26 protein-coding genes, 1 rRNA gene and 1 pseudogene (1 of these 28 only partly in view) are annotated in these 24,826 nt (G+C 39.2%); 21 read left to right on the forward strand and 7 right to left on the reverse strand.

The features are described 5' to 3' along the window. Window positions 1-96 precede the first annotated feature (96 nt). Together recX and HOO54_RS06530 are read left to right on the forward strand one after the other, a co-directional pair. Complete coding sequence (gene recX, locus HOO54_RS06525; RefSeq protein WP_172293559.1) at window positions 97-882, forward strand: recombination regulator RecX; 786 nt, start codon at window positions 97-99, stop codon at window positions 880-882. A 4-nt stretch (window positions 883-886) separates the two neighbouring features. Further along, entirely contained in the window at window positions 887-1,201 is a 315-nt protein-coding gene (locus HOO54_RS06530; RefSeq protein WP_172293561.1) for a YfhH family protein, read from the forward strand. Window positions 1,202-1,230: 29 nt separating this feature from the next. Here the strand turns inward: HOO54_RS06530 and HOO54_RS06535 are convergent, their stop codons facing one another. Next, complete coding sequence (locus HOO54_RS06535; protein WP_375335825.1) at window positions 1,231-1,377, reverse strand: YpzG family protein; 147 nt, start codon at window positions 1,375-1,377, stop codon at window positions 1,231-1,233. Window positions 1,378-1,425: 48 nt separating this feature from the next. Continuing rightward, window positions 1,426-1,575 carry a small, acid-soluble spore protein K gene (locus HOO54_RS06540; RefSeq protein WP_172293565.1) on the reverse strand — a complete coding sequence of 50 codons (150 nt, stop codon included), beginning with the start codon at window positions 1,573-1,575 and terminating at the stop codon, window positions 1,426-1,428. A 127-nt stretch (window positions 1,576-1,702) separates the two neighbouring features. Between HOO54_RS06540 and HOO54_RS06545 the strand changes: the two genes are divergently transcribed. The 4 genes from HOO54_RS06545 (at window position 1,703) to HOO54_RS06560 (ending at window position 6,080) form a co-directional block, all read left to right on the forward strand. Then, window positions 1,703-1,972 (forward strand): YfhJ family protein, encoded by a 270-nt coding sequence (locus HOO54_RS06545; RefSeq protein ID WP_172293567.1) that lies wholly within the window; start codon window positions 1,703-1,705, stop codon window positions 1,970-1,972. Window positions 1,973-2,177: 205 nt separating this feature from the next. Next, on the forward strand, window positions 2,178-3,137 hold the full coding sequence (locus HOO54_RS06550) for a glycosyltransferase family 2 protein (protein WP_172293569.1): 960 nt from the start codon (window positions 2,178-2,180) through the stop codon (window positions 3,135-3,137). After that, window positions 3,106-3,507: a GtrA family protein gene (locus HOO54_RS06555; protein ID WP_172293571.1), complete on the forward strand. Its 402-nt coding sequence runs from the start codon at window positions 3,106-3,108 to the stop codon at window positions 3,505-3,507. Before HOO54_RS06550 ends, HOO54_RS06555 begins: the two co-directional genes overlap by 32 nt. Continuing rightward, a complete protein-coding gene (locus HOO54_RS06560; RefSeq protein WP_172293573.1) occupies window positions 3,504-6,080 on the forward strand; it encodes a YfhO family protein in 2,577 nt (858 codons plus the stop codon). Before HOO54_RS06555 ends, HOO54_RS06560 begins: the two co-directional genes overlap by 4 nt. On the opposite strand, the gene HOO54_RS06565 is transcribed toward HOO54_RS06560, so the two are convergent. Then, entirely contained in the window at window positions 6,077-7,060 is a 984-nt protein-coding gene (locus tag HOO54_RS06565) for a metal-dependent hydrolase (RefSeq protein ID WP_172293575.1), read from the reverse strand. The genes HOO54_RS06560 and HOO54_RS06565 overlap by 4 nt on opposite strands. A 210-nt stretch (window positions 7,061-7,270) precedes the next feature. On the opposite strand from HOO54_RS06565, the gene mutY reads away from it, so the two are divergent. Further along, a complete protein-coding gene (gene mutY / locus HOO54_RS06570; RefSeq protein ID WP_172293577.1) occupies window positions 7,271-8,356 on the forward strand; it encodes an A/G-specific adenine glycosylase in 1,086 nt (361 codons plus the stop codon). 25 nt (window positions 8,357-8,381) lie between these two features. On the opposite strand, the gene HOO54_RS06575 is transcribed toward mutY, so the two are convergent. After that, window positions 8,382-8,606, reverse strand: coding sequence for a hypothetical protein (locus HOO54_RS06575; RefSeq protein ID WP_172293579.1), 225 nt, complete (start codon window positions 8,604-8,606; stop codon window positions 8,382-8,384). Between the two features lie 87 nt (window positions 8,607-8,693). Between HOO54_RS06575 and fabL the strand changes: the two genes are divergently transcribed. The 10 genes and pseudogenes from fabL to HOO54_RS06625 all read left to right on the forward strand — a co-directional run bounded on the left by fabL (window position 8,694) and on the right by HOO54_RS06625 (window position 18,141). Continuing rightward, window positions 8,694-9,446 carry an enoyl-[acyl-carrier-protein] reductase FabL gene (fabL, locus tag HOO54_RS06580; RefSeq protein WP_172293581.1) on the forward strand — a complete coding sequence of 251 codons (753 nt, stop codon included), beginning with the start codon at window positions 8,694-8,696 and terminating at the stop codon, window positions 9,444-9,446. 82 nt (window positions 9,447-9,528) lie between these two features. Beyond that, window positions 9,529-9,678, forward strand: a pseudogene (locus HOO54_RS06585) (gamma-type small acid-soluble spore protein); the annotation flags it as partial. 180 nt (window positions 9,679-9,858) lie between these two features. Then, window positions 9,859-10,116 (forward strand): YgaB family protein, encoded by a 258-nt coding sequence (locus HOO54_RS06590; RefSeq protein WP_172293585.1) that lies wholly within the window; start codon window positions 9,859-9,861, stop codon window positions 10,114-10,116. Between the two features lie 147 nt (window positions 10,117-10,263). Further along, window positions 10,264-10,794: a nucleoside tri-diphosphate phosphatase gene (gene ntdP / locus HOO54_RS06595; RefSeq protein WP_172293587.1), complete on the forward strand. Its 531-nt coding sequence runs from the start codon at window positions 10,264-10,266 to the stop codon at window positions 10,792-10,794. A gap of 65 nt (window positions 10,795-10,859) precedes the next feature. After that, window positions 10,860-12,602, forward strand: coding sequence for an ABC transporter ATP-binding protein (locus HOO54_RS06600; RefSeq protein ID WP_172293589.1), 1,743 nt, complete (start codon window positions 10,860-10,862; stop codon window positions 12,600-12,602). Between the two features lie 129 nt (window positions 12,603-12,731). Continuing rightward, window positions 12,732-13,709 (forward strand): ABC transporter ATP-binding protein, encoded by a 978-nt coding sequence (locus HOO54_RS06605; RefSeq protein ID WP_172293591.1) that lies wholly within the window; start codon window positions 12,732-12,734, stop codon window positions 13,707-13,709. Next, window positions 13,699-14,655 (forward strand): ABC transporter ATP-binding protein, encoded by a 957-nt coding sequence (locus HOO54_RS06610; RefSeq protein WP_172293593.1) that lies wholly within the window; start codon window positions 13,699-13,701, stop codon window positions 14,653-14,655. Before HOO54_RS06605 ends, HOO54_RS06610 begins: the two co-directional genes overlap by 11 nt. Then, window positions 14,652-16,235, forward strand: coding sequence for an ABC transporter substrate-binding protein (locus HOO54_RS06615; RefSeq protein ID WP_172293595.1), 1,584 nt, complete (start codon window positions 14,652-14,654; stop codon window positions 16,233-16,235). Before HOO54_RS06610 ends, HOO54_RS06615 begins: the two co-directional genes overlap by 4 nt. A 22-nt stretch (window positions 16,236-16,257) precedes the next feature. Next, window positions 16,258-17,259 carry an ABC transporter permease gene (locus tag HOO54_RS06620; RefSeq protein ID WP_172293597.1) on the forward strand — a complete coding sequence of 334 codons (1,002 nt, stop codon included), beginning with the start codon at window positions 16,258-16,260 and terminating at the stop codon, window positions 17,257-17,259. Between the two features lie 3 nt (window positions 17,260-17,262). Continuing rightward, entirely contained in the window at window positions 17,263-18,141 is an 879-nt protein-coding gene (locus tag HOO54_RS06625; RefSeq protein WP_172293599.1) for an ABC transporter permease, read from the forward strand. A 213-nt stretch (window positions 18,142-18,354) separates the two neighbouring features. Here HOO54_RS06625 and HOO54_RS06630 read toward each other — a convergent pair whose 3' ends face one another. Together HOO54_RS06630 and HOO54_RS06635 are read right to left on the reverse strand one after the other, a co-directional pair. Beyond that, entirely contained in the window at window positions 18,355-19,425 is a 1,071-nt protein-coding gene (locus HOO54_RS06630; RefSeq protein ID WP_172293601.1) for an FUSC family protein, read from the reverse strand. Window positions 19,426-19,640: 215 nt separating this feature from the next. After that, complete coding sequence (locus HOO54_RS06635) at window positions 19,641-20,939, reverse strand: glutamate-1-semialdehyde 2,1-aminomutase (protein ID WP_172293603.1); 1,299 nt, start codon at window positions 20,937-20,939, stop codon at window positions 19,641-19,643. 150 nt (window positions 20,940-21,089) lie between these two features. Between HOO54_RS06635 and bcp the strand changes: the two genes are divergently transcribed. Together bcp and perR are read left to right on the forward strand one after the other, a co-directional pair. Then, complete coding sequence (bcp, locus tag HOO54_RS06640; protein WP_172293605.1) at window positions 21,090-21,563, forward strand: thioredoxin-dependent thiol peroxidase; 474 nt, start codon at window positions 21,090-21,092, stop codon at window positions 21,561-21,563. Window positions 21,564-21,832: 269 nt separating this feature from the next. After that, window positions 21,833-22,270, forward strand: a complete 438-nt coding sequence (gene perR, locus HOO54_RS06645) for a peroxide-responsive transcriptional repressor PerR (protein ID WP_172293607.1) — start codon at window positions 21,833-21,835, stop codon at window positions 22,268-22,270. Between the two features lie 17 nt (window positions 22,271-22,287). On the opposite strand, the gene HOO54_RS06650 is transcribed toward perR, so the two are convergent. Then, window positions 22,288-22,668 carry a YgzB family protein gene (locus HOO54_RS06650; RefSeq protein WP_172293609.1) on the reverse strand — a complete coding sequence of 127 codons (381 nt, stop codon included), beginning with the start codon at window positions 22,666-22,668 and terminating at the stop codon, window positions 22,288-22,290. Between the two features lie 222 nt (window positions 22,669-22,890). On the opposite strand from HOO54_RS06650, the gene HOO54_RS06655 reads away from it, so the two are divergent. Together HOO54_RS06655 and HOO54_RS06660 are read left to right on the forward strand one after the other, a co-directional pair. Then, window positions 22,891-23,769, forward strand: coding sequence for a nucleotidyltransferase-like protein (locus HOO54_RS06655; protein ID WP_172293611.1), 879 nt, complete (start codon window positions 22,891-22,893; stop codon window positions 23,767-23,769). Between the two features lie 254 nt (window positions 23,770-24,023). Further along, window positions 24,024-24,826: ribosomal RNA gene (locus tag HOO54_RS06660) — 16S ribosomal RNA — on the forward strand; it runs 747 nt beyond the window's last position.

A 24,826-nucleotide genomic window follows, 5' to 3' on the forward strand; every position in this document is an offset into this window, starting at 1 on the left:
TCAAAGATAATTATACAAAGTGTATTTTGTTCGATTTTTAACAGATTCTTGATAAAATAGATGAAGATCGTTTCCTTTGAAAGAAAGGAGTCTTTTATGCCATATATCACAAAAATAACCACCCAGAAAAACAATGAAAAACGAGTCAACATTTTTCTTGATGAAAAATATGCGTTTAGCGTTGATCTTGATGTACTCGTCAAATTCAACTTAAAAAAAGGAAAACAGCTTGATGATCTGGATATAATTGAAATTCAATATGGAGACGAGATAAAAAAAGGTTTTAATAAAGCTCTTGATTATTTGTCTTATAGAAAACGCTCAACAAAGGAAGTCCGAGATTATTTAAAGAAAAAAGGATGTTCAGACGCATCTATCACAGAAATCATTCACATGTTGAGGGATTATAAATATATCGACGATCATGAGTTTGCGGTTGCATTTGTCAACACTTATCGCAAAACAAAAGGTCCTGATGTCCTTCAAAGAGAACTACAATTAAAAGGGATTGATCAAGAGCTGATCGAGGCAGCATTAAACTCATTTACGTTTGATGAACAGGTTGAAGCGGCTGTGAAACATGTTGAAAAGTGGTTAAAGAAAGAAAAGAAAGTTTCGGCAAAAGCAATAAAACAGGCGATTGAACAGCAGTTGATCCGCAAGGGGTTTTCATATGATGTCATTGCGCAAGCAGTACAGGAAACAGATGATGAACATGATGAAAATGCGGAATGGGAAGCATTGAAGAAGCAGGCAGGTAAAGCGATGCAACGCTATCATTACAATGGTTCATATGAAACGAAAATGAAAGTAAAACAATTTTTGTTTAGAAAAGGATTTTCGCCTGATATGATTGAGCAATACTTAAATGAAGAGGGATGATGGGATGCAAACAAGATATAGCGAAATGTCAGAACACGAACTTAAAAGTGAAATCAGCAAACTGACGGAAAAGGCAAGAAAAGCAGAGCAAATGGGGATTGTCAATGAACTTGCTGTTCACGAACGAAAAATTGCGGTTGCCAAGGCATATCTTCTTGATCCAGCTGATTTTAAAACTGAAGTTATGTATGAAATTGCCGATACGAAAGAACAGTTTCAAATTCGTTATTTAAACGGGGTTTTCGCTTGGGGTTATCGCCTTTCGTCACCCGAACATGAAGAGGCTTTACCCATTTCTTTATTAAAAGAAAAGGATTAAGACAAAAGCTTAACCCTTTTCTAGAGGAACTACCTGGTACGAATTCGTGTATTGCGCTGGAGAATAATGAGGTCCTGTGTCTGCTGTGTCTCACCGTTTACCTGCGCGCGAGCGTGTTTCGTGTTGGCCCATGGCTGTGGAAAGTTTTCCGTTTTCATCTGATTAAAATCGTTCATATACGGTTTGCGGTTTGCACACAAAACAATCACTCCATCTTTAGAAAATTAGCGCTTTCCAGAAGCCCTCATTCTTTCTTGTGGATGAGTATTGATGCTTCCGTCTGGACGCTTTGAAGCGAAATCGTCTTTGGCCCGGGGCTCACCTTCAAATTTGTTGTTGTTCATATTTGGAAAGCCCCTTGATTTATTCCGCATATACAGGCTCCTCCAATCAAGTCCAAAATGTTTGCGTCTTCTTGTGAGAAGACGTAATGTTATTATATGAAATCGCTGTTGTTTTCATTAAGAAAGTTTTTTCCTAACTAAAGGAGGGAGAATCAAGGTGGACATACATTTTGAAAAACTCGCCAATGCACTCCTTGCAAAAAACCATATGCTTAGTTATAACCAAGCCAGAACATGGGTTGAGCATTTGTGGGAGGATTTTGAAGCAACTTTTGCTAAAGCGGGTTACTCTTATCAAGGAAAAGAATTAACAGAACGTGTGGTATTAGAATGGATAGAGGATAATGGCAGCCATTTGCATTTATTTCAGAGTGATCAAGCATCTTTTAAAGAACTATTCACTATAGGTAATAGGCTTTTACATTAATAAAAGAGTCATTATGAGGTGAATAACCATATTCTTCATCAATAGGTTATATCATATTTTACCACTTTATTATAGATGTCTGATATAATGACAAAATAAATAGTACCGCATGCCCAAAGACTTCCTTTTGCTGAAAATCGGTATGCACATAAACGTATCCGTTAATCGGATGCCATTTTATTATGTCCAAAAAGAGGTGCCTTAAGTGAAGAATGGATTCATTTCAATTATTATTCCTTCCTATAATGAAGCAAGTAATATTAAACTGATTTATGAATCATTAACAAATGAATTTAAGTCCATTAATTATGATTATGAAATTTACTACATAAATGATGGAAGTACAGATCATACTTTAGATGAAATTAAAGATTTGTCAAACAAAAGTCAACAGGTGAAATATATTTCATTCTCAAGAAATTTTGGTAAAGAAGCGGCGATTCTTGCGGGAGTTCAACATGCTAAGGGTGATGCTGTCGTTGTCATGGATGCAGATTTACAGCATCCTACTCATCTTCTCCATGATTTTATCAAAGGATTTGAAGAAGGCTATGACCAAGTAGTCGCTCAGCGGAACAGAAAAGGAGACAATCCGATTCGCTCCTACCTGTCTTCACTTTATTACCGATTTATTAACAATGCAGTGGAAGTAGATTTGCGGGATGGTGTCGGTGATTTTCGACTTTTAAGCAGAAAAGCTGTCAATGCATTGCTGAAGCTCAGCGAAGGAAATCGTTTTTCAAAAGGACTGTTTTGTTGGATAGGTTTTGATCAAAAAGTCATTTATTACGAAAATGTCGAAAGAAAAAACGGGAAATCGAAATGGTCATTCCGTCACTTGCTCAACTATGGGATCGATGGTGTCGTTTCATTTAACAATAAACCGCTCCGTATATGCTTTTATGCTGGATTATTTATCCTTTTCTTGTCGCTGCTCTATATTATTGCGACTTTTATTCGCATTTTAAAATATGGTGTTATTGTTCCAGGCTATTTTACAATCATCTCAGCGGTTTTGTTTCTTGGCGGTGTTCAACTGCTCAGTCTCGGGATCATTGGAGAATACATTGGGAGAATCTACTATGAAACGAAAAAGCGTCCTCATTATTTAATTCAGGAGGCAAAAATCGATCATGGAGAAACTCATGAGAAAAATCAACTTTGAATTTATACGCTTTGCAATTGTTGGGGTCATGAACACATTAAATTATTATGTCGTTTATTTGTTGTTACATTTTTTACTACATATCAATTATATGGTCTCACATATTGTCGGGTTTCTTGTCAGTCTAGTCATTTCATTTTTCTTAAATTGTTACTTTACATTTAAAATCAAACCAACATTGGCAAAATTTTTACAATTCCCGTTAACGCAATTGTTTAACTTGAGTGCCTCCTCTTTGTTTGTTTATTGTTTTGTAAATTTTCTAGAAATGAACAGTGCGTCGGCTCCGCTAGCATCTATGTTTTTAACTGTTCCTCTGACATTTTTACTGACAGGGAAGATTTTAAAACGAGACAGGGGAAACGTATGAAAAAAACAGTATGTTTAGTTGTCATTTCTAGTTTGGCACTCTCTATTGCCGCCCATTCCTTCTTTTTGTCTGAATGGGCAAATGGTCGCTATATGACGGGAAATGGCGATGGCATTGCGCAAATGGTTATATTTAAATCATTTCTGTATGAACAGTATCAAAACGGTCATTTGTTTTATTCATATTCGTTTGGTCTAGGGGGCGGAATTTACAGTCAGCTTGGCTATTATTTTACGACATCATTTGTGTTTATCGCTTCTATTGTTGTTGTTTTTTTCATGCAATTATTGTCGTTAGCCGGCCCTGCTGATACACTGTTTTGGGCGCAAGCGGCTGTTTTTATTAGCGTCATCAAACTTGCACTGATCATCTTGATCACTACCTTTGTTTTTCTGTATATGACCAAAAACAAGCTGGCCGCATTTACAGGTGCTACCATATACGGTATATCCATTATTTATTTTCGGCATACCGTGTTTTGGGAGTTTTTTAGTGATGCCATGTTATGGCTCCCTCTTTTAGTAGGAGGCGCGGAAAAAATTATTAGAGAAAAACGTCCTGGGCTGTTTATCACCGCCTGTACAATAACGCTTTTTAATAATTTTTATTTTGCATATATCAATTTACTTTTTATTGTGATCTATGTGCTATTCCGCTGGTTGATTCGCCTTGGCAAAGAGGAGACAAGGCGGATCCAATTTCGAATATTTGCTATCTCATGCCTGATTTCGTTTGGGATTAGTGCTGTTTCATTTGTACCTGCAGTGTATGGCTTCTTAAACAATTTGCGGCCAGCTTATGATCAGCCGATCGAACTATACGATTTTACTGACAACATTTTGTTCTCTAGCCGTACGATTTTGCTTCCGGCCATCTTTTTGTTATTTCTCTTTGTTTTGTCATTTTATAAAAACAAAACATTTTGTCTGTTTGCTGCAATCAGCGGTTTGCTTATGCTGCTTCACTTCAGTCCGCTAGCGGCCAGCGCATTTAACGGTTTTTCTGCACCTCAGAATCGTTTTGAATACTTACTGAGTTTTACGATAGGGGGCGCTGTGGCAGCAGGTCTCAGCCAGTTTAAACAGATGAAGCGAAAAGAAATTGTGTTTTCAAGTTTGCTCGTTCTTTTGTTATACTTTGTGAACATCCACGATAAAGAAGTTGATTTATCTGTGGTGATGAACTGGAGGATATTGATCTTACTATTTGTAACCATTATAATCTTTATCATTGTTAGGATAAATTATGAGAAAACACACCTTCTATTACACGGTTGTATTTTATTTACGGCTATTTTAGTTGCCAATATGTATCAACAATATGTTTTGTCAGAGGGAAGCGATATTCAGTCTGTTTCCAAACATTATTTGACAAGCAATGAATATGATGGTGAAGAACAGCGTGCACTCCTGCAAAAAATCAAAAAAGATGATGGTGCTGATCCCTACACAAGGATTGACTGGATGAATGGCGTGCGCAACAATACACCACTGATCCAAAATTTTAATGGCTTTAGTGTGTATTCGAGTATTCTAAATCAAAATCTATTGTTGTTTTATTGGAAAGACCTTGAAATTGATATGGGACGGGAAAGTGTCAGCCGCTATGCGACAATGGGTGACCGTGCCAATCTTTATGGCTTGTTGTATGGGAAATATTATATGACAGAAAAAAAGAATGAAGATGATGTTCCATATGGATTTGAGAAAATGACTGAGTCAGAACATTATGTCGTCTACAAAAACAAGCACATACTGCCGTTTGTTCGCACAGCAAAGACCGTTTTTTCTGAAAAGGACTTAAATAAGGAACCTGTTTTGGCTAGAGAGCATGCCATGCTTGAAGGAATTGTGCTGGAAAACCCTGATGAAAAAGTGAAACCTCCGCAAGTTTCTGATCTGTTTAAAGGGACAAAGGTTAAAACAAAGGGAGCTAGCTATAAAAACGATGTGCTCAATGTTTCTGCAGAAAAAGGCGGAATCGATTTGATCCCTGACAAAACGATTGTGGCTGAGGGTGACTATTATGTTCATTTTTATTTAAAAAGCCTTGCCAAAGACCAGTTTTTTAATTTGCAAGTGAATGATTATGTCACTTCAAGAAAATCAAATCAGTCCATTTATAAAACAGGAATCTATGATTTAACAATTAGAGTGCCAAAAGCAGAAAAGATTTCCATCAGGCTTCCAAAAGGAGAATATGCCCTAAAAAACGTGAAGCTTTATCAAGAAGATTATCAAACTTTAAAAAAAGCGACCCTTTCAACTGCATCAACTGCGAAAATGAATTGGGAGCGAAATAAATTGTCGATCAGTCTTGATAATAAAAACAGTGACCGCTATATGGTACTGCCGATCCCATATGAAAAAGGTTGGGAAGTGACTGTGAATGGACAAAAGCAAGCCGTTCAAAAAGCGAATTACTCATTTATCGGTTTTAACCTTGAAAAAGGGGAAAACGACATTCAGCTCGTTTATTACCCGCCATATTTTAAAGAAACTTCCATTGTGACGATCATCAGTCTTGCTGCCGGAATATGGTACAGTATGAGAAAAAGAAAGCTTGGCTTTTAAATAGAGCCAAGCTTTAATTTCTTCTGTAGTTTTTCTTCACTGAAAATCCATCCTGTATAGGATGAGATTAATGCTAAAGAATCCCGGTCAATACGGGCAATGGCTACAAACGGATAATGCCCTTTGCTCCGGTACCTTAAGTCAATAAAGCGGACTTGGTAATGATCTTGATAAGTATCGATTTCCCATTTGTAGACTGGTGAAAAAGATAAAAAAGCAGAAATATTCTTATCTTGTTTCGCCGCCCTCATGACAGATGAATCTGGAACAGGGACTCTGTTGAACGTATCGATGATCACAACATCTCCGTCAATACTTCTTCCGACATAAAAGGCTGATTTTGCTTGAACAGCAATACGCCACTGTCTAAATTTCATTGTAGGTGATATGATGATTTCTTCGATATCATTGATCCGCTCATAAAGCTCTTTTTTGATCCTCTTTTGCATGATGAATCTAAGTAAGTAATAGCCGGTGAGTACAATGTAAAGGGTCACAAAAGTATACCCTTGATGGAATCCAGCTAGCCAGACGGCGATTCCGACAAGGTGGCTTATAAAGATGAATGGATCAAATGTATTGATCAAACCGAGCGCTACCCATTTTCTTGAAAAAGGTCTGATTGCCTGAGTACCATATGCATTGAAAATATCGACAAACACATGAAATGCCACTGCAGCTAACGTCCATAGCCACAAATGAAACAGGTTTGCTTCAGGATAAAACAAAAATAAAATACCTGGAATCATCAATGACCAAAAAAGGACAGCGGGGATAGAATGTGTAATTCCCCTGTGATGCCTTATATAAACAGCGTTATTTTTAAGTTTTAATATCGTATCGATGTCAGGAGCTTGAGAGCCAGCGATTGTCGCAATCATAACCGCTTGAGTCATTGAAGAATCCAGTCCGACCGCGGGATCTAAAGTTGCGATTCCACCAAGCGCGATGCCCATGACAACGTGTGTACCAGTATCCATTGGTGACCTCCCGTAATGGTGTTATAAAGGAAACTCAGCTAAATACTCTCACGTCGTGTGAGATGCTTGAGTACCTGCGTCGAGGCAAGGATGAGTTTAACACTTTTTCTTTCCTCACTTTTAATGTAACATGTTAACGTATATGCATTTAGTTTACAACAAAAAGCCGAAATAACAAACGTATACATGTAAATGTCAAGGAGACGTTTTATGAATGATATGGAAATGAAATTAGAGCAAAAAAATATAAAAAAGTTTCAAAAAGATTTAATATCTTGGTATGAAAAAGAAAAACGAGACCTCCCTTGGCGTGCCAACAATGATCCTTATAAAGTCTGGGTTTCAGAAGTGATGCTGCAACAGACAAGAGTGGATACGGTGATCCCATATTTTGAAAATTTCATTGGGGAATTTCCGACCATTAAGGAACTTGCTGAAGCTGACGAAGAAAAAGTACTGAAAGCATGGGAAGGACTTGGATACTATTCAAGGGTTCGAAATTTACAGAGCGCAGTCAAGGAAGTCCATGAACGATATGGAGGAGTTGTGCCTTCTTCAAAAGAGGAATTTGGCAGTTTAAAAGGTGTCGGTCCTTACACAAGGGGAGCTGTCTTGAGTATTGCTTACAATCAGCCAGTACCTGCTGTAGATGGTAATGTGATGCGGGTCATGGCAAGAATCCTTTCGATTTGGGATGATATCGCAAAGCCGAAAACAAAAACAATTTTTGAAAAAGTTGTGGAAGCCTTTATGGCACCGGAAAAACCGTCTGAATTCAATCAGGGACTGATGGAGCTCGGTGCGATTATCTGTACTCCAAGATCTCCGTCCTGCCTGCTTTGCCCAGTCCGTGAGCATTGTTCAGCTTTTGAAGAAGGCTGTGAACAAGAACTCCCTGTCAAAAGTAAAAAGAAAAAACCGACATTGAAAAGTCTTGCCGCTGTTGTTTTAACAGATGAAGAAGGATATGTTTATATCCATAAAAGACCCGAATCCGGTCTTCTTGCTAACCTTTGGGAGTTTCCTAATACAGAAACGCAAAAAGGTTTGAAACATGAACGGGAACAGCTCGCTACTTTCTTAAAAGAAAAAGCCGGAATCACCGTTGAAATTGGCCCACTCCAAGGGGTTGTCGAACATGTCTTTACACACCTTGTCTGGAACATCTCTGTATTTTTCGGGAAAGTGGTCAATAAACCCGATCACACTTATTTAAAAAAGGTAACGAAAGCTGAGCTTAAACAGTATGCTTTCCCTGTTTCTCATCAAAAAATATGGAATATGTATATGAAATAGGCAGTCAGGCTGTGCATCCTGCCCATTAGTCATACTGAATTTGGGTACCGTGAGTATAGTCTGCTTCCTGGCGGTGCAAACCGCCTCTAGCTTCAATTTCTTCAATAACTTCCCGGTATTCAGCATGCCCTTCTTGATTTAAAAAAGGCATTAGTTGCTGAAAAGCATGGTGAAAAAAAAGAAGTTCTGTATTTTTCCATTCATGTTTAGGAGTGTGGTCAAGTTCACTTATGTCTCGTCCGACATACATAGGTTGAAGCCTCCTTTTCATAATCGATGATGTTTATTGTTTAACAAACTTAAAATTACTATACAAATCAGTAGGGGTTGAATGAACATGGAACAAAGAAAATGTGCACTTATTACAGGAAGTAGCCGTGGAGTCGGAAAAGCTGTTGCTCTTCGGCTTGCTGAAAATGGTTATAATATCGTAATTAACTATGCAAGAAGCAAAAAAGCCGCTTTGGAAACAGCTGAAGAAATTGAAAAACGAGGTGTAAAAGTCCTTGTTGTTAAAGCAAATGTTGGACAACCGGCCAAAATAAAAGAAATGTTTAAACAAATTGAGGAATCTTTTGGAAGACTTGACGTGTTTATTAATAATGCTGCATCAGGTGTATTGCGTCCTGTTATGGAGCTTGAAGAAAGCCATTGGGACTGGACAATGAATATCAATGCTAAAGCTTTGTTATTTTGTGGACAAGAAGCTGCGAAATTGATGGAAAAAACGGGTGGAGGATATATCGTCAGTCTCAGTTCACTCGGTTCTATCCGTTATTTGGAAAACTACACAACAGTCGGTGTTTCCAAGGCAGCACTTGAATCTTTAACAAGGTATTTGGCGGTTGAGCTTGCTCGTAAAAATATTGTCGTCAATGCTGTATCTGGTGGAGCAATTGATACAGACGCATTGAAACATTTTCCAAACCGGGAAACTCTGCTTGAGGATGCCCGACAAAACACTCCAGCTGGCCGTATGGTTGAAATTGAAGATATGGTCAATGCAATCGAGTTTTTAGTCTCAGAAAAAGCGGATATGATACGTGGACAAACGATTATTATTGATGGAGGCCGTTCCCTGCTTGTTTAATTTTTTTTAAATGAGTGAATAAATATCACCTGCTTGCACAAATTAATGGTCGTGGAGGTGATATACAATGGCTAACCAACAATCCAAAACAAACGTCCAAAAAGTAAGACAGCAAAACCAAGCTTCTGCACATCAAGGTCAATTCGGCACTGAATTTGCCAGTGAGACAAATGTGCAGAAAGTAAGACAACAAAACCAGCAAGCTGAGCAAAACAAACAACAAAACAGCTAATCACCGAAATACAAAAGGGCTTTCCAAAAAGTTAGTGATCTGACTTTTTGGAGGCCTTTTTTCTTTTTAAACGACAAAACTTCTCTTACTTAGGCAGAATCAGTCAAAGGACTTTTAAAATGTATAGGGAATTGATACTTAGGAAATAAATGGAGTAGAGCAAAGAATGGGAGGATATGAATGCCGAAATTTGAGAATTTGGTAAAGGGTCAGATGCAAATTATGGATCAACTGTTATTTCTCCAAGAGGAAATTGAAAGATGCCAAGAAATCGAAAAAGAACTGCTCAGTCTTGAAAAAAAGGCTCAGCTTGTATCCATTCAAGAAACCATTGCCAAAAAGCGGAAAGATCTTGCTGTTATTCAGGATTTGTTTCAAAAGCAAACGGAGCAGGTCATCCAAGTTTATCAACAAATTGAAACCGCGTCTTCCCCATGATACTTTTTTAAAAGGGGCCATTCCTGATGGGAGTGGCTGTTTTATTTTCATTTTTCAATTTCAGACGTTATAATATATAAAAGAATGTCGGACAGGCGAAGTGACACACTGACTTGTTAGGCTTTGTAAAGAAAGTAGGGGAGAAACATGGGCTTTCCCAAGGAAGGAGACACCATTCAAATTCATAGTTACAAGCACAATGGGCAACTTCATCGGATATGGAATGAAACAACAATTTTAAGAGCAACAAAATTGTCCATTATTGGCGCTAATGACCGGACAACGGTCACTGAATCAGATGGCCGGACATGGGTGACACGAGAGCCTGCAATTTGTTATTTCCATGCTAATCAGTGGTTTAACGTCATTGGTATGCTTCGAGATGACGGTGTCTATTATTATTGCAATATCAGTTCTCCGTTTGCATTAGATGATGAGGCAATTAAATACATCGACTATGATCTCGATGTGAAAGTCTTTCCAGATATGACTTACAATATTCTTGATGAGGATGAATATGCGGATCATAAAGTGGCCATGAATTATCCGAAGGTAATAGACGGCATCTTAAAAGCTCATCTCAACACATTACTGCATTGGATTCATCAAAGAAAAGGCCCGTTTGCACCGGAGTTTATTGATATGTGGTATGAGCGGTATCTTTATTATTCAAAATAAAACCTGTTGAGCTTCAACAGGTTTTTTGTACTGTACCTGCACTAAATAATAAGGGGGGATGATGTGTGGGTGTTATCAAACGTTATATGGAATTTGTGAAACCTTATAGATGGAAAATCGTGTTGACGGTTCTGATTGGTATGGTGAAATTTTCTATTCCGCTTATCATCCCGCTTCTTCTGAAATATGTGGTAGATGACATCGTTCAGGGAAATGGAACGGCACAGGAAAAAACATCATCTTTATTTATCATAATGGCGGTTATGTTCGCCATTTTTTTGCTGCTTCGTCCACCTGTAGAATATTATCGTCAATATTTCGCCCAATGGACAGCGAGCAAAGTGCTGTTTGATATTAGAGATAAGCTTTTTTCCCATCTTCAAAAATTAAGCCTTAAGTTTTACGCAAATAATCGGGCTGGGGAAATTATTTCAAGGGTGATCAACGATGTTGAGCAAACAAAAGAGTTTGTTATTATTGGGCTGATGAATGTGTGGCTTGATGTGATGACAATTTTTATTGCCATCATCATCATGATGGTGATGGATGTCAAATTGACTTTGATATCGATTATCTTGTTTCCGCTTTACGGTTTGGCTGTTAAATATTTTTATACGAGACTCAGGACTTTAACACGTGAGCGTTCTCAGGCTTTAGCTCAAGTGCAAGGACACCTTCATGAGCGGGTTCAGGGAATGCCGGTGATTAGAAGTTTTGCTATTGAAGATTATGAACAAAAACAGTTTAATCAAGAGAATGGGAATTTTCTTGGAAAAGCGATCAGTCATACGACTTGGAATGCCAAAACATTTGCAGTTGTGAATACGATAACAGATCTTGCTCCGCTAATCATTATTACTGTTGCCGGATATGAGGTTATTCACGGGTCCCTTTCAGTAGGTACAATGGTTGCATTTGTCGGCTATATCGAACGGCTCTACAATCCGCTTAGGCGTCTCATTAATTCGTCTACAACATTGACCCAATCAATAGCTTCCATGGACAGAATATTTGAATTTATTGATGAACCTTATGAATTAAAAGATAAACCGGATGCAATAAAAGTTAAGCAGTTACAAGGCATTGTCGAGTTTAAAAATGTCTCATTTCAATATGAAAAAACAAACGAAAACATTTTGCAACAGCTTTCCTTAAGAGCAGAACAAGGGGAAACGATTGCACTTGTTGGGATGAGTGGAGGCGGAAAATCTACACTTGTCAGCCTGATTCCGAGGTTTTATGATGTCACTGGCGGGAACATATATATTGATGGGATCGATGTCCGTGATTACCAGGCACGGAGCTTAAGAAATCAAATCGGCATGGTGTTACAGGACACTTTTTTGTTCAGTGAATCGATCCGTGACAACATTTCAATTGGCAATCCCGAGGCACCGATGGAACAAATTGTTGAAGCAGCTAAAGCGGCATATGCACACGACTTTATCATGGAGCTTCCTGATGGATATGATACAAAAGTTGGGGAGCGGGGTGTCAAGCTTTCAGGTGGTCAAAAACAGCGGATCTCAATTGCGAGGGTTTTCTTAAAAAACCCGCCATTGTTAATTTTGGATGAAGCTACTTCAGCACTCGATTTAGAAAGCGAGCACTATATTCAGGATGCGATGGAAAAGTTAGCAAAAGATCGGACGACCTTTGTTGTTGCCCATCGATTGTCTACGATTACGCATGCAGACAAAATTGTCTTAATTGAAAATGGCCAGATTGCTGAAATCGGAACACATCAGGAGTTAATGAGCCGAGATAGCCATTATAAACAGTTATTCACCATTCAAAAACTAAGCTAACTAGGGCAGCCTGACTTTCGTTTACGTGACAATCAACGAAGGTTGGGTTTTTTGTTTATGTCACATTTCGTACATATTTCCTAGGTTGTCTAAATACAATTTAAAAAATACGTGCTAGGGGGTGGATAAGTGAAATTACTAGATGTTAAAGATTTATCTATTTCATTTTCACAAAAAACATCAGATATTCCGATTGTGGAAGGTGTAACATTTACGCTTGAACAAGGGGAAATTATGGGGGTCGTTGGGGAATCGGGCTGTGGCAAAAGCGTTACTTCATTAGCGTTGATGGGGCTGAATGCCAATACGAACACTACAGGACGAATTCTTTTTGGTGGAAAGGATCTTCTCACCCAATCAGAAAAAGAATGGCGAAATATGCGTGGCAAAGATGCAGCGATGATTTTTCAAGAGCCGATGACCTCTCTTAACCCTCTTTTCACCATTGGTGATCAACTGACAGAAGCACTCTCCAGCCATATGAGAATTCCCAAAAAATCTGCAAATCACCAAGCCGTTCAGATGCTGGAAACTGTTGGCCTTCCAAGACCTGTTCAGTTGATGAGGCAATATCCCCACGAACTATCCGGTGGAATGAGACAGCGGGTCATGATTGCGATGGCATTGATTTGTGAACCGAAACTACTTATTGCCGATGAACCGACAACCGCACTTGATGTTACCATCCAAGCCCAAATCCTTTCTCTTTTGAAAAAAGTAAATCGTAAATTTAATACGGCGATTCTCCTCATTACCCACGACCTTGGGGTTGTCTACAATACATGTGAACGGGTGATGATCATGTATGCTGGCCGCATTGTTGAAAAAGGCAGTGTTACAACTATATTTAAAAATCCAAAACATCCCTATACAAAAGGATTATTCGCCTCAATTCCCGCATTCACTGACAAATCGAAGCGATTATCTTCAATTGAAGGGCAAGTACCTCAACCAGGAACAATAAAAAAAGGCTGCATGTTTGCTCCGCGATGCCCCCATCAATTCGAGCGTTGTACACAAGAAGAACCATGTTTAAGCAGACTGACAGATGGTCATTCTGTGAGGTGCTTTCTTTTTGAAGAGGAAGGAGGACACCATGGATCATGAATTATTAAAAATCAGCCAGCTAAAAAAGTATTATCATGTATCACGAAAAAAGATGATAAAAGCTGTCGATGATGTCTCATTTTCCGTTAAAAAGGGAGAGGTACTTGGGATTGTTGGAGAATCAGGCTGTGGTAAATCAACTTTGGGGAAGTCGATTTTACAGCTGACCAAACCGACATCAGGAAATGTGACATTTCTAGATCAAGAGCTCACAAAACAGAGGGCAAAGGAAGTAAGAAGAATGCGCCGTCAGTTTCAAATGATTTTTCAAGATCCATATGCATCTATTCATCCGCGTATGAAAATGAAAGATGTTTTAGAAGAGCCATTGATTGTCCATAAACTAGGAACAAAGGCAGAAAGAAAAGAAGTTGTCCGCTCTATGTTGGAGTTAGTCGGTCTGGATGTTTCTTATGGTGAGCGCTATGCACATCAGTTTAGCGGTGGCCAGAGGCAAAGGATTGGAATTGCCAGAGCACTCATTACAAAACCAAAATTGATTATTGCTGATGAACCTGTTTCTGCACTTGATGTCTCTGTTCAAGCGCAAATCTTGAATCTCTTAGCCGATTTAAAAGAAGCATTTGAACTAACTTTCTTGTTTATTTCTCATGATCTTAGTGTTGTTCGCTATATAAGTGATAGGGTAGCTGTGATGTATTTGGGGAAAATTGTTGAAATGGCTAATACACACAGTTTGTTTCTTGAGGCAAAGCATCCATATACAGAAATACTTCTTGCTGCTGTACCGGTTATTGGGAAAGGAGAAGCGGCTGAACTGTTAATTCATAATGACGATCCTAGTACAAGTGAAAAGGGATGTCCCTTTTATGGACGATGTCACAAGCGGGAAGCGATCTGCAAGGATGAAAAGCCTTTGCTCGAAGAAGTGTCGGAAAGTCATTATGTTGCATGCCATTTTATTAACAGGGGGGAGAACAGATGAAGGGAAGGCATTGGTTGAAAAGTTTGAGCTTGTTACTGTTTATCGCTATTTTTTTGATCGGCTGTTCTGGAAAAGACGAAGAATCAAAACGTGTAAGAGATACGCTTATTTTTGGAAGAGGCGGTGATTCGACTTCACTTGATCCAATTACAGCAACCGAAGGGGAAGCATTTAAAGTAACGATCAATTTATTTGAAACATTGCTGAATTACGGTGAGCAGGATACAACTCTTAAAAAGGGCCTTGCTGTGAAGTGGGATGCTTCAGATGACGGTCTAACATACACACTGGAACTGAGAAAAGGTGTGAAATTCCATGATGGAACAGATTTTAATGCAGAAGCTGTCAAATACAATTTTGAACGGTGGATGAATGGTGATGAGGAAAAATTCCCCTACTATGGGATGTTTGGAGGTTATAAAAAAGATGAGGGACATGTCATTAAAGAAATCAAAGTACTTGATGACCATAAAATTCAGTTTATTTTAAAACGTCCACAGGCACCATTTTTAAAAAATCTTGCCATGACTGCATTTGGAATCGCAAGTCCAGCGGCACTAAAAAAATATGGGGAAACCTTTAGAAAACATCCTGTTGGCACAGGTCCATATCAATTTGTTCAATGGAAGGCTAACGATAGAATCGTGATTAAGAAAAATGAAAACTATTGGGATCGAGAAAAACCAAAATTGAAAAGGATTATTTTCCGAGTCATCCCGGAAAATTCAGCGCGGCTCAATGCCTTAAAAACTGGGGAAATCGATTTGATGGATGGTGTGAATCCAGCAGATATTGAAAGGATAAAAGAAGATAAGCAGTTAAAGATTTTCAAAAGACCATCAATGAATGTGGGCTACCTTGGATTAACGACTATCAGAAAACCCTTTGACAATAAGTTAGTCCGTCAGGCGTTAAATCATGCTGTTGACAAACAGGCTATCATTGACTCATTTTATGGCGGTCTTGCCGAGCCAGCGAAAAATCCCCTTCCTCCGTCGCTTGAAGGCTATCATGACAACATCGAGCCTTATCCATATGATCTGGAAAAAGCAAAACAGCTTTTGAAAAAGGCTGGCTATCCGAACGGGTTTAAAATGAAGCTATGGGCGATGCCTGTGCCGCGACCATATATGCCAGATGGAATGAAAATTGCTGAGGTGATTCAATCAAGCTTTGAGAAAATTGGTGTTCAAGCACAAATTGTCACGTATGATTGGGCGACTTATCTAGACAAAGTAAGTAAAGGTGAAGCTGATGCATTTTTAATGGGGTGGACAGGAGATAATGGAGACCCTGATAACTTTATCTATACTTTGCTTGATAAGGATAATATCGGCGGCAATAACTATACGTATTTCAGTCATGATGAACTTCACGATATATTGATAAAAGCTCAGACAATCCCTGATCAGAAGAAAAGAAATGAGCTTTATCAAAAAGCGCAGGAGCTTGTTCATGATGAATCTCCATGGATACCGATCGCCCATTCAACACCGATCTTGGCAGGCGCAAGTAATATAAAAGGTTATGTCCCCCATCCGACAGGAAATGAAGTTTTATCAAGTGTCGAGTTTCAATAGTTTCATAAGGTGGTGACAGTTATTGCTTGTATACTGTTTCAAACGAATCTGTATGTTGATACCTGTTTTAATTGGCATGACTTTGGTTGTTTTTTCAATTATACGTTTAATTCCGGGAAACCCAGCTCAGGTCATTCTCGGGCAAAGGGCGACAAAGGAAGCGGTTGAACAGCTGACCATTCAGCTCGGATTAGATCAACCTTGGTATAGCCAATATGGAAAGTATATTGGAGATTTGTTAAAAGGAGATTTGGGTACTTCGATTCGCACAGGAGCGGCAATCACAAAAGAAATTCAGCCTTACTTATTTGCGACTCTTGAGCTGGCTGCTTTTGCTATGGTGATCGCTGTGTTCATTGGGGTAAACGCGGGAATCATTAGCGCTTGGTTTAAAAATTCGGTATTTGATTATCTTGCTATGCTCATTGCATTAGTTGGTGTGTCAATGCCGATCTTTTGGCTTGGATTAATGGGGCAATGGTTTTTCTCGATTGAACTTGGCTGGCTACCGACAACCGGAAGAGAAAATGTCAGAAATCCAGTAGAAGCCATCACCCACATCCATACGATCGATACATTATTTCAAGGGAGACTTGATCAATTTGTTGAAACAATTCGTCATTTGATTTTACCTGGCTGCGCCCTTGCTACTATTCCAGCTGCCATCATTGCAAGGATTACCAGAACAAGTATGATTGATGTTCTCAAATCAGATTATATTCGTACAGCAAAAGCAAAAGGTATTCATACGTATTTGATTATTTACAAACATGCCTTGAAAAATGCTTTTATCCCGATCCTGACGGTCATTGGATTGCAAACCGGACTTTTACTTGGCGGGGCCATTTTGACGGAAACGATTTTTGCATGGCCTGGTATTGGACGTTATATTTACGATGGCATCAGTTATCGGGACTATCCCGTTATCCAGTCAGGCATTCTTGTCATCGCTGTCATTTTTGTACTGATTAATTTTATTGTTGATCTTCTATACGCTGTTATTGATCCGAGAATTAAATATTAGGAGGTGGAGAATCTGGCTGTACTCCGAAAACAGAATGAAGCTGTCACCCGCTCAAGCGTAAAGCGTTTTTTTGAACATCACTTGGCAGCAGCGGGTGCTATTTTAGTCGCCTTGTTCGTGCTGTTAGCGATCTTTGCTCCAGTGCTCGCTCCTTACGGTTTAAATGATCAATCATTAGCAGATCGACTTGCCGGACCATCAACTGAGCACTTATTTGGAACAGATGATTTTGGTCGGGATATTTTTTCCAGAGTGCTTTATGGTGCGAGGCTATCTCTTTGGGTGGGGTTTTTCTCGTGTTTAGGTTCAGCTGTTGCAGGAACACTTTTAGGACTGATTGCTGGTTTTTATGGTAAATGGGTAGACGGACTGATTTCAAGAATTTTTGATATTATGCTTGCCTTTCCAAGTATTTTGTTGGCGATCGCCATTGTCGCCATTCTCGGTCCATCACTTCAAAATGCGCTGATTGCAATTGCAATCATTAATATCCCAACGTTTGGGAGGCTTGTTCGTTCACGGGTGCTTAGCATTAAAGAAGAAGAATATGTATTGGCAGCAAAAGCAATCGGGATGTCCAATTCAAGAATGATGATCAAACATATTCTTCCAAACAGTATGGCGCCAATTATTGTTCAAGCCACACTTAATATCGGAACAGCAATTATTGAAGCAGCAGCGCTCGGATTTTTAGGATTGGGGGCACAAGCACCAAATCCTGAATGGGGTAAAATGCTTGCTGATGCCAGACCTTATTTGGCACAGGCTCCATGGACTTTGTTTTTTCCAGGAATATCGATTATGTTGACGGTACTTGGTTTTAATTTGCTAGGCGATGGAGTGCGGGACACACTTGATCCAAGAATGAAAGAGGGCAAATAAAAAGGCTGTCCGAAAAGAGTGAAATTATTAAAAACTTACAATTAGAGATTGGTGCTAGTTTGTTATCAGCCATGAATCAGGGGGAATTGCGAGACTCCTGCGGGAACTGGGAACAGCGAGCAAATTCCTCCATTTTTATTCACTCCCGTTTGTTAAACATGAAAAGGGCGTCCAATAGTCAAAAATTGACTTACTGGACAGCCCTCTGTTGACCTAATCATCGTCAACCTCCAATTCGCTGTCTTGACGATGATAGGTTTGAAAGCTTGAGATCAATGTTTCTAAATGCTCAAGTTGTTCACGGTACTCCACAGCACTCGCCATAATCATTAACATATTGTAGTCTAATAAATCTTCTGTTAATGTGGGCTGACTTTTTAGAAATGATTCTGTTAAATGCTGTCTATAAATCATTCCTTCTTCATGATGCTCGTGTGCATCATGTGTTTTAACCTTGCCTACGAATCTCATCAGGATTCGCTCATGCCAATGCAAGAGAAAATCAAGTTCTTCGACCAGTGTTTCTTGAAATTCTGTTGGCATATGATAAAAGTCATTTTCAAGACGATGCAGTTTTTTCAGTGTATCAAGCGCACGATTGGAGACGATAATCGCCTGTCTGAATAGGACAAGTTTTCTTGACTTTACATACGAAGATTTTTTAAAATAGCTTCTTTCTTCTTTGTACAACAAATAAAGGTAATCGATTTTCGTCATTTTCTCTTTCAGTTTTTCGATATCTTCTTTTAGCATAGAATGTTCTGTTGTTTTTCGTGTTAAAAGACGAATCCATTTCATCACCTCATCTGTGTTTTCAACGATGAGATTGACAAGTTTTGTTTCATATTTAGGTGGCAGAAAAACCAGATTGACCAAAAATGAACATAGAACCCCTAAAATGACTGTTCCGGTTCTGATCAAAGAAAAAATCAAAAAATTGTCTCCTGAACTTTCCAATATGGCAACGACGGTAACGAGCGCAATTGAAATTGTATTTTCCATTTTTAATTTCAAATTGATTGTGATGACGATAATTGCCGTTAATCCAATAATAATTGGGCTAGGTCCGAAAACAAGCCCGAAGATAATCGCAATTGTTGCTCCAATAATATTTGCTTGGACTTGATCAACAATCGTTAAAAATGAACGGTAAATCGACGGTTGTATTGCAAAGATAGCTGCGATTCCGGCAAAAACCGGAGTTGGCAGACCGATCCATGAGGCCAAATAAAGTGCAAGTGTAATTGCAATGCCTGTTTTAAAAATACGGGCACCAAGTTTCATTAGGTTGTAATAGCATTCCTTTCTATTGTTAAATTCATTCTTTACAGAAAATGCTCTCTCTCGAGATTTTGCCAAACAATAAAGTAATATACAGTGATATCGGCAAATATTCAACTATTTTTTATAAAAAACAAACCATTGTCAAAAATGCTCTCGGACCTAAAGGTGCCTTATCCTTCGTGTTGATAAAAAAGGGAGCTGTGCCGCCCCCTTTATCATACCCGATGTTTCAATTGTTTAAATGATTCATCTACAGCTTTTAATGTATCTTTTATGTCTTTTTCAGTATGAGCAATTGTGATAAACCATGCTTCATATTTAGAAGGTGCAAGATTGATGCCGCGTTCTAACATCAATTTGAAAAATGAAGCAAACATCTGGCCGTCTGAACGTTCAGCTTGCTCATAGTTCTCCACCTTTTCATCGGTAAAGTAGATTGTTAAGGCACCTTTCAAACGATTGATCGTTATGTTAATGCCATGCGTTTTTGCATGCGTTAAAATGCCTTGTTCAAGCATTGCCCCGAGATGATCCAGTTTTTCATATGTTCCTGTTTCTTTTAACACTTCTAAACAAGCGATGCCTGATAAAATGGAGGCAGGGTTTCCAGCCATTGTGCCGGCTTGATAGGCAGGTCCAAGTGGTGCGACCTGCTCCATAATGTCTTTTCTTCCTCCATATGCACCAATTGGCAGTCCGCCGCCGATAATTTTGCCAAGTGCCGTTAAATCAGGCTTAACATTTAAAAGGTCTTGGGCTCCGCCATACATAAATCGGAAAGCGGTGATGACTTCATCATATATAACTAAAGCTCCTGCTTGATGAGACAGTTCATTTACCTGTTCAAGGAACCCCTTTTTCGGTTCAACGATTCCGAAGTTTCCTACGATTGGTTCGACAAGCACTGCTGCTACCTCATCTCCCCATTTTTCAAGTGCTTCTTTATAGCTTTCAATATTGTTAAAAGGCACAGTGATCACATCATGAGCAATGCTTTTTGGAACACCGGCTGAATCTGGAGTTCCTAAAGTTGAAGGACCTGAGCCTGCTGCAACTAGCACAAGATCGGAATGACCGTGGTAACATCCAGCAAATTTAATAATCTTCGTCCGACCGGTATAAGCACGAGCAACACGAATTGTCGTCATGACAGCTTCTGTACCTGAATTCACAAATCGAACTTTATCTAATGAAGGAATGGCTTCCTTGAGCATTTTCGCAAATGTCACTTCATGTCTTGTCGGCGTCCCATAAAGTACGCCGTGTTCTGCCGCTCTTTGAATGGCTTTTGTAATATGGGGGTGTGCGTGCCCTGTTATGATCGGACCGTAAGCTGCTAAATAATCTATGTATTTATTGCCATCTACATCCCAAAAATAAGCACCGCTTGCTCTTTCCATTGCAACAGGTGATCCCCCACCAACCGCTTTGTATGATCTGGACGGACTGTTGACGCCTCCGACTATATGATGGAGAGCTTCTTCATGAAGTTTCTCAGATTGTGTGTATTGCATAATATCCCTCTCTTTTCATCTGTCTATTGTTATATTGTACCATGATGTCAAAAGAGAAGCATGTAACGTGAATTCAGCAGTTTCATTGAATGGAGAGAAATTGTTATTTATAATGAAAGAAAAGCAAGTAAACAAACAGGAGGCAAAACAATGGCTGTTGAACTTGGACAAAACATATGTGATATTGAATTATTCGGTGACGATGGAGAAAAAATAAAACTGTCAGATTTTCAAGGAAAGTATGTCATCCTTTACTTTTATCCGAAAGATATGACACCAGGGTGTACGACTGAAGCCTGTGACTTCAGAGACCATCATGAAAATTTTGCAGAACTTGAAGCCGTCATTATCGGAGTCAGCCCTGATGATCAAGCAAAACATGAGAAATTCAAAAAAAAGCACAACCTGCCGTTTTTGTTGCTTGTCGATGATGAACACAAACTCGCAAAACAATTTGATGTATGGAAACTAAAAAAGAATTTTGGCAAAGAATACATGGGTATTGAACGTTCTACTTTTTTAATTGATAAAAAAGGTCGTCTTATTAAAGAGTGGCGTAAAGTAAAAGTAAAAGATCATGTAAAAGAGGCTCTGCAAACATTAAAAGAAATATGTGGTGAATAAAAAAAGTCCTTTACAACATGGATTAGAAGAATTGCAAGACTCCTATCGGGAACAACGAGCCAGGCGAGCTCCGAGGTAGCTCGCGGTTCGCCCGCGGAAAGCGAGCAACTTCCTAATTTTATCCACACTACTTACTGAAAACCCCCTTCATTTATGGTCAGCCATCTATTGGAAACTAGGATTTGAATTGACAAAATTTCTTTTTAGGAGTTACACTAATTATAAACATTATAATGTAAGAATTTCTTTTAGAAGAGAGGTGCATGACGATGGCTGAACATAACCTAAAAGAAGCTTTGGAAGCGTTGAAGGAAACCGGGGTTCGCATTACTCCTCAACGTCATGCCATTCTTGAATTCCTCGTGAATTCGATGTCACATCCAACTGCAGATGAAATATATAAGGCATTGGAAGGGAAATTTCCCAATATGAGTGTTGCTACAGTATATAATAATTTGCGGGTTTTCAAAGAATCAGGGCTCGTAAAAGAATTAACATATGGTGATTCCTCAAGCCGCTTCGATTTTGTTACCACAGAGCACTATCATGCCATTTGTGAATCGTGTGGAAAAATTGTCGACTTTCATTATCCAGGTCTTGACGAAGTTGAGCAGCTAGCTTCCCATGTAACGGGATTTAAAGTCAGTCACCATAGGCTGGAAATTTACGGGTTGTGCAAGGAATGTGACAAAACAGAAAGCCATTAAAAAGAGCTGGCCGCTTTTTAACGGTCAGCTTTTTGTTGGGCTTTAGTTTTTATTGATGCTTTTTGGTTATATGACTCATTGAATTCTTTTCCTTCAAGATCTTTGTCCAATGTCAGAGGTTCTCTACAATGCATACACATATCAACCCGACCCAAGATTTTGGTCGGCTGTTCGCAATTTGGACAAATCACTTTAACAGCTTTTGTTGACAGCATACCAATCCAAACATAGACAGCTGTACTTAATATAATTGATAAAACTCCCAAGATCATAAACACCGACATCAACAACATCGAAGACCTAAAAAATATTCCGATGTACATCGTGATGAAACCGAGAAACACAAGACTAAGCGCGAATGTTCGGATTTTGTTAATTTTACTAGAATATTTCGCCATATCCATCCCCCTGTCTCTAATATAGCATAACCAAGATGTGATATTCTTTAATAAAAAAGAGTGAAATGAGAAAAATTTTATAGAGAGTTTTGGGGAAATTGATTATAATAGTTCAATGTATTTTGGAAAAAAAGGAGTTTTTACTGGTTCGTAGAAATAGAAACAAAAAAGAGGAGCATTTTTTGAAGTAACGTATTTTATATTTGTATTGGAGGAATGGTGATGGAAAATCTTCTCCGTCCGATTTACCAAGAAAAAGCAAGCTGCCCTGATACTTTAGCTGTTATGATCATTGAGAGGAGAAACCAAACCTCATCTGCAACAGAAAATTTTGATGCGGCATTATTGGTCATCGTCAATAAAGCTGAAGAGCCTGTATTTGTGAAGCATTATGAGTTTAATGGTCAAATAGCTTCTCTTCAAATTATTACTGTTGAACAGCTTCAAGAATGGACATTGCTTGGTACAAACAGAAGAATTATCGATTGGATTCTTAATGGAAAAGTTTTATTTGATCGAAACGAATACATTGCAAAGCTGATAGAACAACTCAATACTTTTCCGTTTCCTGAACGAAAATTAAAAATTGGTCTTGAGTATGGAAAGTTAATTAGAAGATATATAGAAGGAAAATCATTTTTTGAAGATGATCAATTCCTAGATGCGTATAATTCTATCGCGCACGCTCTTCATCATTTAGCTAGAATTGAAGTGATAGATAAAGGATTCCATCCAGAGGTAACGGTTTGGAATCAGGTTCGCCATATGGAGCCGCAAATTTATAAACTATATAAGGAACTAATTGAGAGCAATGAAAGTTTGCAAAAAAGGCTGGAATTATTATTTCTTGCTAGTGATTTTCTTATTCATTCAAAAACAGAAGTTGGAGCTGCTCATCTTCTTGGTGTCATGAATAAAAAGCCGGTTTGGCAGTTTGCCGAACTACTCCAACATCCTGAACTTAAATATTTCAGTACTGATCTCGGGGTTATTCTAGAGTTTTTAACAGAAAAGAACATTGTAGGCGTAAAGGCGATTGAAACAAAGGGACAAAAAATATTTCATAGAGGATATTTTGTTAAAAAAGATGTTGACTCTTAATTATAATAGTGATATATTATTATACGTCGCTGTTACAGTATCAGTTTTCACTGAAAACAACAGCGGCGAAAAAAACATTTGACACTTCAGTTTGAAAATGTTATATTAATAAAGTCGCCTCTTTGAGAGGTGGAAATGATCTTTGAAAACTAAACAAGACAAAACGTACCTGTTAATTCAAGAAATAAAAAAGCACATTTAGTGCAAGTCAGGGCAGATGTCGTCACAAGTGACGAACTTAATCTGCACTCCATTTTATGGAGAGTTTGATCCTGGCTCAGGACGAACGCTGGCGGCGTGCCTAATACATGCAAGTCGAGCGGACCATAGGGAGCTTGCTCCCGAAAGGTTAGCGGCGGACGGGTGAGTAACACGTGGGTAACCTGCCTGTAAGACTGGGATAACTCCGGGAAACCGGGGCTAATACCGGATGCTTGATTGAACCGCATGGTTCAATCATAAAAGGTGGCTTCGGCTACCACTTACAGATGGACCCGCGGCGCATTAGCTAGTTGGTGAGGTAACGGCTCACCAAGGCAACGATGCGTAGCCGACCTGAGAGGGTGATCGGCCACACTGGGACTGAGACACGGCCCAGACTCCTACGGGAGGCAGCAGTAGGGAATCTTCCGCAATGGACGAAAGTCTGACGGAGCAACGCCGCGTGAGTGATGAAGGTTTTCGGATCGTAAAACTCTGTTGTTAGGGAAGAACAAGTACCGTTCGAATAGGGCGGTACCTTGACGGTACCTAACCAGAAAGCCACGGCTAACTACGTGCCAGCAGCCGCGGTAATACGTAGGTGGCAAGCGTTGTCCGGAATTATTGGGCGTAAAGCGCGCGCAGGCGGTTCTTTAAGTCTGATGTGAAAGCCCCCGGCTCAACCGGGGAGGGTCATTGGAAACTGGGGAACTTGAGTGCAGAAGAGGAGAGTGGAATTCCACGTGTAGCGGTGAAATGCGTAGAGATGTGGAGGAACACCAGTGGCGAAGGCGACTCTCTGGTCTGTAACTGACGCTGAGGCGCGAAAGCGTGGGGAGCGAACAGGATTAGATAC

It is taken from the genome of Bacillus sp. WMMC1349 (genome assembly GCF_013155385.1).
Taxonomy (GTDB): domain Bacteria; phylum Bacillota; class Bacilli; order Bacillales; family Bacillaceae; genus Bacillus.